General features: G+C 67.0%; 6 protein-coding genes. 5 read left to right on the plus strand and 1 reads right to left on the minus strand.

Annotated features, from left to right (window positions below; genetic code table 11):
• Nucleotides 1–70: 70 nt before the first annotated feature.
• Nucleotides 71–3025 carry a PAS domain S-box protein gene (locus VGV37_RS24820; protein WP_326882477.1) on the minus strand — a complete coding sequence of 985 codons (2955 nt, stop codon included), beginning with the start codon at nt 3023–3025 and terminating at the stop codon, nt 71–73.
• A gap of 238 nt (nt 3026–3263) precedes the next feature.
• Here VGV37_RS24820 and VGV37_RS24825 point away from each other — a divergent pair, with 238 nt between their 5' ends.
• The 5 genes from VGV37_RS24825 to VGV37_RS24845 all read left to right on the plus strand — a co-directional run.
• Nucleotides 3264–3476, plus strand: a complete 213-nt coding sequence (locus VGV37_RS24825; protein ID WP_326882478.1) for a hypothetical protein — start codon at nt 3264–3266, stop codon at nt 3474–3476.
• A 23-nt stretch (nt 3477–3499) separates the two neighbouring features.
• Nucleotides 3500–4423, plus strand: a complete 924-nt coding sequence (locus tag VGV37_RS24830) for a PfkB family carbohydrate kinase (protein WP_326882479.1) — start codon at nt 3500–3502, stop codon at nt 4421–4423.
• Nucleotides 4424–4575: 152 nt separating this feature from the next.
• On the plus strand, nt 4576–5745 hold the full coding sequence (locus tag VGV37_RS24835) for an HlyD family secretion protein (protein WP_326882480.1): 1170 nt from the start codon (nt 4576–4578) through the stop codon (nt 5743–5745).
• Nucleotides 5742–7286, plus strand: a complete 1545-nt coding sequence (locus VGV37_RS24840) for a DHA2 family efflux MFS transporter permease subunit (RefSeq protein ID WP_326882481.1) — start codon at nt 5742–5744, stop codon at nt 7284–7286. The genes VGV37_RS24835 and VGV37_RS24840 overlap by 4 nt, the downstream gene beginning before the upstream one ends.
• Nucleotides 7273–8743 (plus strand): efflux transporter outer membrane subunit (locus VGV37_RS24845; protein WP_326882482.1); only part of this gene is annotated, 1471 nt, incomplete at its 3' end. The genes VGV37_RS24840 and VGV37_RS24845, both read left to right, overlap by 14 nt.

The following is an 8743-nucleotide window of genomic DNA, read 5'->3' on the forward strand; positions in this document are numbered from 1 at the left end:
ACACCTGCCGCAGGATTGGGGGCTGAGGATTGCCCTATCCGCGCCGCTTTGACCACCTTCCTATTGGCGCTCAGGCGGATCCGTCGCGCGGGTCCCTCATCCAGGCCGACACCAGCGACAGCAAGGTGGGGGCGTCGAGCGGCTTCGACAGATAATCATTCATGCCGGCCGCGATATAATGTTCCCGGTCGCCCGCCATCGCGTTGGCGGTCAGTGCGATGATCGGCATGCGGCCCCTGCCTTCGGCGAGGCTCCGGATGGCCCGGGTCGCCTGCAGGCCGTCCATGTTCGGCATCTGGGCGTCCATCAGCACCAGATCGTACCGATGCTGTCGCACCGCGGCCAGCGCCTGGGCGCCATCCTCGGCGAGGTCGACGACATAGCCGGCCTCTTCGAGCAGGGTCACGACCAGAAGCTGGTTCACCGCATTGTCCTCGGCGACCAGGATCTTGCCCGACTTCCGTGGGCTGGTCGTTCGCGGCGTCGTGCCGTTCGCATGGTCCGCGCGGCTTGCGCGCGTGGGCAGCGTCGCGTCGCTGGTCGGCAGGGTCAGGTCGACGGTGAAGCAGCTGCCCTGGCCCGGCGTGCTGTGCACCTCGATCCGGCCATTCATCCGGTCGATCAGCTGCTTGGAGATGGCGAGGCCGAGACCGGTACCGCCGAACCGACGGGCGACCGAGCTGTCGGCCTGTTCGAACTTCCGGAACAGCTTGGCCTGGGCCGCCGCGTCCATGCCGATGCCGGAATCCTCAACCTCGATCCGGACCTGCGTGGCAGCGCCGTCATCGATGGCCGTGCCGCTGACCTTGATCGCGACGAACCCGTGATCGGTGAATTTCACCGCGTTGGACAGAAGGTTGAGGATGATCTGGCGCAGCCGGGTCGGATCGCCCAGGTGAGGCTGGCGCGTGCGATCGGCGACCTCGGCGGTCAGGATGACGCCTTTGTCGATGGCCTTCGCCATCATCAGCTCGGCGCAATCCTCGACGATGGTCGCGAAGCCGAAGGGCACGGTCTCGAGGTTGAGCTTGCCGGCCTCGAGTTTCGACAGGTCGAGAATGTCGTTGATGACCGACAGCAGGGCGTCGGCCGAAATCCGGACCGCATCGGCAAAGCGCCGCTGCTCGGCGTCCAGGCCGGTGCCGAGCAGCAGGCCGGTCATGCCGATGATGCCGTTCATCGGCGTGCGGATTTCATGGCTCATGTTGGCGAGGAAGTCGGACTTGAGCTGGCTCGCCTTCTCGGCCTCCTCGCGAGCCCGCTCCAGCCGTTCCTCGATCGCCTTCTGCTGCGAGATGTCGCGCATGACCGAGATGATCTCGATGAGCTCGCCGGTGGCCGCGGCGCGGACCAGCGACGTGCTGGATTCGAGCCAGATGACGGCGCCGTCGCGCCGGACAGCCCGATAGACCACGACGTTGTTGCTGTCGCCGGCGACGATCGCGGCCAGCCGCTTTTCCACGTGTTCGCGGTCGAGCGGATGCGCGAAGGTGCCGCGCCGGCCGCCGACCAGCTCTTCCGGCTGATAGCCCAGTACGGTGCGGCAGGACGGCGAGACGTAGCGCCGCTGGCCATCGGGCGCGCTGCGGATGATCACGTCGCTGACGCTGTCGGCCAGCGAGCGGAATTGCGCCTCGCTCTCGCGTACCGCCTGTTCGATTGCGTGGCGCCGGCTGATGTCGCGGATCAGGCCCAGCACCCGGACCTCGTCCGTCAGCGGATCCCTGACCAGGCGCATGTTGGTCTCGACCCAGATATAGTCGCCATCCCTGCGCCGGGCCCGCAGCTGCACGACCGCATTATTGGCGCCATTCGACAGCTGCTGGAAAGCGGCGGTCAGTAGAGGCCGGTCGTCCGGATGGGCGGCGCCGAAGGTATTGGAGCCCATCATTTCCTCGGGCTCATACCCATAGAGCGCGCGAGCCGCGGGGGAGATGAAGCGCCGGACGCCGTCGAGGTCGGCGAGCACGATCAGATCCGAGGAATTGTCGGCCAGCAGCCGATAGCGCCGCTCGCTTTCCAGCGCAGCCTGTTCCGCCTGTCCGCGCCGGTTCAATTCCTGAAACGCAAAGGCGCCGAGCATGGCGGTAAGCCCGATCGCGAACAGGACGGCGGACCCGGCGATCAGCGCCTTCTGTCGCCATTCCGCCAAGATGACGTCGCGGGCCACGGCGACGGTCAGGATCAGCGGGAAATCCCCGACCTGCTGATAGACGGCGATGCGATCGACGCCGTCGGTCATGGCGCGGTACTCGAACGAGCCGGTCTTGGCCGCAGCGTAGTGCTCGAACAAGACGGAGCCGGTCATGTTCCGGCCCCATTCGGTATCGTCATAGGGCTTGCGAATGATCATCGTCCGGTCGGTCGCGAGCAGGGCCACGGCGCTGTCCGGGCCGGCGTCGACGCTGTCGAACAGGTTTTGAAAGAAAGCGAGCCTCAAGGTGCCTACCACGGCACCGGCAAATTGGCCTTCTTCGGTCTCCAGCCGCCGGCTGAGCGCGATTTCCCATTCGTGGTGCTGCACGCCCCTGAACGGTCCACTGATGTAAAGGCCGGCCGTCGGATTGTCGCGATGGACCCGGAAATAGCTTCGATCGGCGTAGACGAGCGACCGGGGCGACGGCGACCGGGAATCGATCACCGTCTCGCCGCGCTCGTTCAGCACGATGATCGATCCGAGGAACGTCGCCGTCGCGGCCCGGTCGAACAGGGTCTGATTGCGCAGGGCCGGGCTGACCGATTTGAGTTCGTCGAATTTCAGACCCTCGATCACCCCCTGGAGCGACAGGTCGTAGCTTGCGAGATTGCGCTCGATGTCATGGGCGAGGGCCGAGGCGAGGTTCCGCGACGTCTGCGCCGCATGGTCGAGCGCGGTCTGGCGCGAGTCCCACAGCGTCCAGCCGACCAGCACCATCACGCTCACCACGACGAGGCAAGCGCCCGCGATCAGCGCACGCAATCGCCGGCTGCCGGATCTGGGGGGCGTCCGCTTCGACGGCGGGTCGATGGCCTCGGGCGTCGGCAAGGTTGCTCCTCTGTCGCCGAATCGTGCGAGAGTCCACCAAACCTCCTAACATAGTCTTCAGATTTTATCGTTCGGCCAGTATAACGCCCGATTGCATCTTGCCGGACCTCGCCACTCGATTGGGCGACCGCTTCGGTCTCTCCGGCGGGTTTCGTGCGGCAGTGCGTGATCGGCATTAGGTGTTTGCCGGTTCCACCGGCTAAACTGGGCCGCACATTTTGACCGAGGCGGCACCACCATGAAAACGACGATCAGCATCGGCCAAGCTTATCGCCCGACTGGCATCAGCGCCACGAGCCGTTCCGCGTCGTGGGTGATCGCCAACGTCTATACCGGCGTGGACGGCCGCCAGTACGCCAAGCTGGTGAATGCCGTCGACGGAACCGACTTCAAGACGATCGGCGTCGACGCGCTGGGCGACAGCCGGCTGTTCACGCCCATCGCCGCCTGAGTCCTGCGGGCGGAGGCGACGCGGTGACGGCCAGGCCGGTCATCTGTCTCGGATGCGCGTTCTGGGACACCATCTTCAAGGTCGACGAGATTCCGCGCCACGGCACCAAGGTCCTGGCGGAGCAGGCGGTCCAGGCCGCTTCGGGCATGGCGACGGCCGCCGCGGCCACGATCGCCCGCCTGGGCAGCCCGGTCGAGATCTGGACGCGCATCGGCGACGACGCGACCGGGGATGCCTTCCTGCAGAATCTGGCGGCGGAGCGGGTCGGCGTCGATCATGTCCGGCGCGTGCCGGGCGGGCGAACCTGGATCTCGACCATCCTGGTCGACCGTGCCGGCGAGCGGCTGGTCGTGCCGTACGCCGATCCCGGCCTCGATACGGATGCGTCCTGGCTGCCGCTGCATCGGGTCGCGGATGCCGGCGCCGTCCTGGTCGACGTCCGCTGGATCGAGGGCGCCCGCGCCTTGCTGGATCAGGCCCGGCGCGATGGTGTCCCGACGATCCTGGACGCGGACATCGCACCTCCTGAAATCCTGCGCGAGCTGATCCCGCTGGCGGACCATGTGCTGTTTTCCGAACCCGCGCTGCTGTCGCTCGTGCCGGCCGCGGCCTCGGTCGAGGCGGCGCTGGATGCGATCGTCGGCACCCTCGACGCAGCGGTGGTCGGCGTCACCTGCGGCGCCCAGGGTGCGTTGATCCGGCGACGGGGCGACCGGGCCGCATGGATCGTGCCGACGATCCCGATCGTCGCGCGCGATACGCTGAACGCCGGCGACGTCTGGCATGGCGCCTATGTCCATGGCCTGGTTCAGGGATGGGATCTGGAACGGGTGGTCCGGGTCGCCAATGTCGCCGCCGCCATCAAATGCGAGCGCTTTGGCGGACGCCTCGGTGCCCCGGCGCTGGCGGAGGTATGGGATCGACTGGACGAGGCGGCCGGGGCTTAGCCTCGGCAGGGCACCGGCCTCTCGTCCCACCGGAAGAGACCCGATGGAACGCAATTGCAACGGGCGGAGTTTCCTGCCCTGTGCAATGCGCTCGGGCAGACCGACGCGATGGGACCAACCCTCCTTCTCACGCCGCCTGCCAGGACGACGCCATGCCCGAAGACAATCAGCCCGACCAGGAAGAACCGACCGAAGACCGCGATCGCACGGAAGGCAATCCCGAAGGCGAGGGTGGCGAAAAGGCCAAGGGGAAGAAAGACAAGGACAAGAAAAAGAAGAAGGACCAGCCGCACAGCCGCTGGCCGTTGATCGCGCTGGCCATCGGCATCGTCGTCGCCATCATCGCCGGCGTGGCCTACTGGTTCATGAACCGGAACCTGGAGGATACCGACGATGCCTTCATCGATGGCCGCGCCATCATGGTGGCGCCGCAGGTCTCGGGCACGGTCACGGCGCTCCTGGTCAACGATAACCAGTTCGTCCACAAGGGCGACCTGCTGATCGAGATCGATCCGCGTGTGTTCCAGGCGTCTGCCGACCAGTCGGTGGGTCAGGTGAAGACGGCGGAGGCCCAACTGGCCAATGCCCGGGTCGCGCTCGACAAGGCGCGCGTCACGGCGCCGGCCCAGCTGCTTGCAGCCCGGGGGCAGTTGGACCAGGCGAAGGCCCAGCTGGTCCAGGCCAAGGCCGAATACAATCGCCAGCACAGTATCGAGCGCGCCGCGACCTCCCAGCAGAACATCGACAAGGCCGATGCCGGCCTGCTGCAGGCCCAGGGCCAGGTCGAGCAGGCGGAGGCCCAGGTCAAGCAGGCCGATCTGGTGCCACAGAACGTAGCCCAGGCCGAGGCCCAGGTGGCGCAGCTCGAGGGCCAGCTGCTCCAGGCCAAGGCGAGCCAGGAGTCCGCCGCGATCAACCTCGGCTACGCCCATGTGACGGCGCCACAGGACGGCTGGGTCACCAAGCGCAACGTCGAGGTCGGCGATCTGGCCGCCCCCGGCGCGCCGATCATCTCGATCGTTTCGCCCCAGGTCTGGGTGACTGCGAATTTCAAGGAAACCCAGCTCAACCGGATGAGGCCGGGCCAGCATGTCGATATCCGGGTCGACGGCTACCCGTCGCTGCGGCTCAACGGCCATGTCGACAGCGTCCAGCTTGGCTCCGGGTCGCGCTTCTCTGCCTTCCCGGCCGAGAATGCCACCGGCAATTTCGTGAAGATCGTGCAGCGCATTCCGGTCAAGATCGTGATCGACGGCGGGCTCAATCCCAATCTCCCATTGCCGCTCGGCCTGTCGGTCACGCCGACGGTCACGCTCGAATGAGCGACGGTGCCAAGCCAGCGGCCAACCCCTGGCTGATCGCCCTGGTGGTGACCCTGGCCGCCTTCATGGAAGTGCTCGACACCACGATCGTCAACGTGGCGCTGCCGCACATCGCCGGCAGCATGTCGGTCAGCAGCGACGACGCGACCTGGACGCTGACGTCGTACCTGGTCGCCAACGGCATCGTGCTGACCATCTCGGGCTGGCTCGGCCGCAGGCTGGGCCGCAAGCGCTATTTCCTGATCTGCATCGGCATGTTCTCGGTGTGCAGCCTGCTGTGCGGCCTGTCGCAGAGCCTGCCGCAACTGATCATCTGCCGCCTGGCCCAAGGCTTCTTCGGTGGTGGCCTGCAGCCGAACCAGCAGGCGATCATCCTCGACACGTTCCCGCCGGAGCAGCGTGGCCGCGCTTTCGCCATCACGGCGATCGCGACCGTGGTGGCGCCCGTGCTGGGCCCGTCGCTCGGCGGCTGGATCACCGACAATTACAGCTGGCGCTGGATCTTCTTCATCAATGTGCCGGTCGGTGCGCTGACCTTCTTCGGCGTCATGTCGCTGGTGCAGAACATCAAGGAAAAGCGGCCGAAGAGCATCGACGTCATCGGGCTCTCGCTGATCGCGCTCGGCCTCGGCTGCCTGCAGGTCATGGTCGATCGCGGCGAGGACGAGGATTGGTTCGCCTCCAACTTCATCTGCATCTTCGCGGCGCTGGCGATCGTCGGCATCCTGGGCGCCGTCGCCTGGCTGCTCTACACCAAGGACCCGATCGTCAACATCCGCGTGCTCAAGGATCGGAACCTCGCGGTCAGCTCTCTGCTGATGGTCGCCATGGCCTCGATCCTTTACGCGAGTGCCGTCGTCCTGCCGCAGCTGGCCCAGCAGGTGCTGGGCTATACCGCGACGCTGGCCGGCCTGATCCTGTCGCCGGGCGCGATCCTGATCTGCCTGCTGATCCCGGTCGCGAACAAATGGCAGAGCGTGACGCCGACCAAATATGTCATCTGCTTCGGCTTCCTCTGCATCGGCCTGGCGATGGTCTATTCCCACAACCTGACGCCCGACGTGGATTTCCTCACCCTGTCCTTGATGCGCGCGGCCCAGGCCGGGGGGCTGGCCTTCATCTTCGCGCCGCTGACCACGGTCGCCTTCGCGACGATCAACCCCAAGGACAACGGCGACGCCACGGCGCTGTTCACCATGTTCCGCAACGTCGCGGGCTCGATCGGCATCTCGATCTCGACTTCGATGATCACCCAGCGCACCCAGATCCGGCTGGCCCATCTGCAGGCGCACCTGTCGCCGCTCGATCCCGGCTACTCGACCCTGCTGGGCCGGGTGAAGGGCGCGCTCGCCGGGCACGGCGCCGTGGCGGGGTCCAGCGGCAGTCCGACCGGATTGATCTATCAGACGCTGCGCCAGCAGGGCTCGATCCTCGGCTACATGGACATCTTCGCCTATTGCGCGATCTTCGCCTTTCTCGCCATGCCGCTGACCCTGCTGCTTCGTTCCGACAAGAAGGGAGGCGGCCATGAGGCGGCTTGATCGAACGCTGGCGCCGCTCCTGGGGTTGGTCCTGGCCGGCTGCACGCTGGGGCCGGATTTCGAGACCCCGAAGATGTTCCAGCCGGACACCTGGTTCGCACCGGCGCCCAAGCCCGATCCGGTGGCGAGCCTGCCGGTCAACGAACCGATCCGCGCGGACTGGTGGGCGCTACTGGGCGACCCGGAACTGACCTCGCTGGAGCAGCGCGTGGCCGATGCGAATCCGGACGTGCGCGTCGCCACGCTGCGGCTGGCCGAAAGCCGGGCGCAGCGCCGCATCACCGCGGCCGACGAGTTTCCCCAGGTCAACGGCGCCGCATCCTACGTGCGCCAGAAGCCGAGCCCCAAGGGCGAGTTCAGCCTGTTGGGCGGTGGCGGCGCCGGCGGCGCGTCCGGCGTCCCCAGCTCGGCCCCGATCAAGCCGTTCAACCTCTGGCAATATGGTTTCGACGCCAGCTGGGAGCTGGACCTGTGGGGCAAGGTCCGGCGGTCGGTCGAGGCGGCCGATGCCAGCGTCGATGCCTCGGCCGAGGCGCGGCGCGACATCCTGCTGTCGACCATGGCCGAGGTGGCGCGCGACTATGTCCAGCTGCGCGACGTGCAGGATCAGCTGCGCATCGCGCGCGCCAACCGCGATGTGTCGGAGCAGGGTCTGCGGCTGACGCGTCAGCAGGCGGCCCACGGCATGACGACCCAGCTCGACGTCGCCAGTTCGGCGGCGCAACTGGCCAGCGTGGCCGCGACCATCCCGCAGCTGGAGCAGCGCGAGGCCGCGGCGATCAACCAGCTGGGCTTCCTGATGGGCGAGCCGCCCCGGGCCCTCGCGGCCGAACTGTCGGCACCCCGCGCCGTGCCGCCGGTGCCGCCGCAGGTGCCGATCGGCTTGCCGTCGGAACTCGCCCGCCGCCGTCCGGACATCCGCGAGGCGGAGGCGAAACTGCATGCGGCGACCGCCGAGATCGGCGTGGCCGAGGCCGCGTTCTACCCGAGCGTCACGTTGAACGGCAGCCTCGACATCCAGGCGATCCACTTCAACAATCTGGCCAGCTGGGACGCACGGACCTACAGCTTCGGCCCCAGCATCAGCATCCCGATCTTCGAGGGCGGCAAGCTCAAGGGCAATCTGGAGCTGACCAAGGCCGAACAGCAGGAAGCGGCCATCACCTTCCAGAAGACCGTGCTGAACGCCTGGTCCGAGGTCGACAACGCATTGGTCGCCTATGACGCCGAGCAGCGGCGCGACGTGCAGTTGCGCGTGCAGGTCGACCAGACCCACCAGGCCCTGGGCCTGGCCCAGCAGCAATATCGGCGCGGCGAGACCGACTTCCTGCATGTACTCGACGCCCAGCGCCAGGTGCTGTCTGCCGAGCAGCAGGAGGCCGACAGCCGCGCCACCATTTCGACCAACCTCGTGATGCTCTACAAATCCCTCGGCGGCGGCTGGGACAAGGACGCGG

It is taken from the genome of Aliidongia sp., assembly GCF_035943795.1.
Classification (GTDB): Bacteria; Pseudomonadota; Alphaproteobacteria; order ATCC43930; family CGMCC-115725; genus Aliidongia.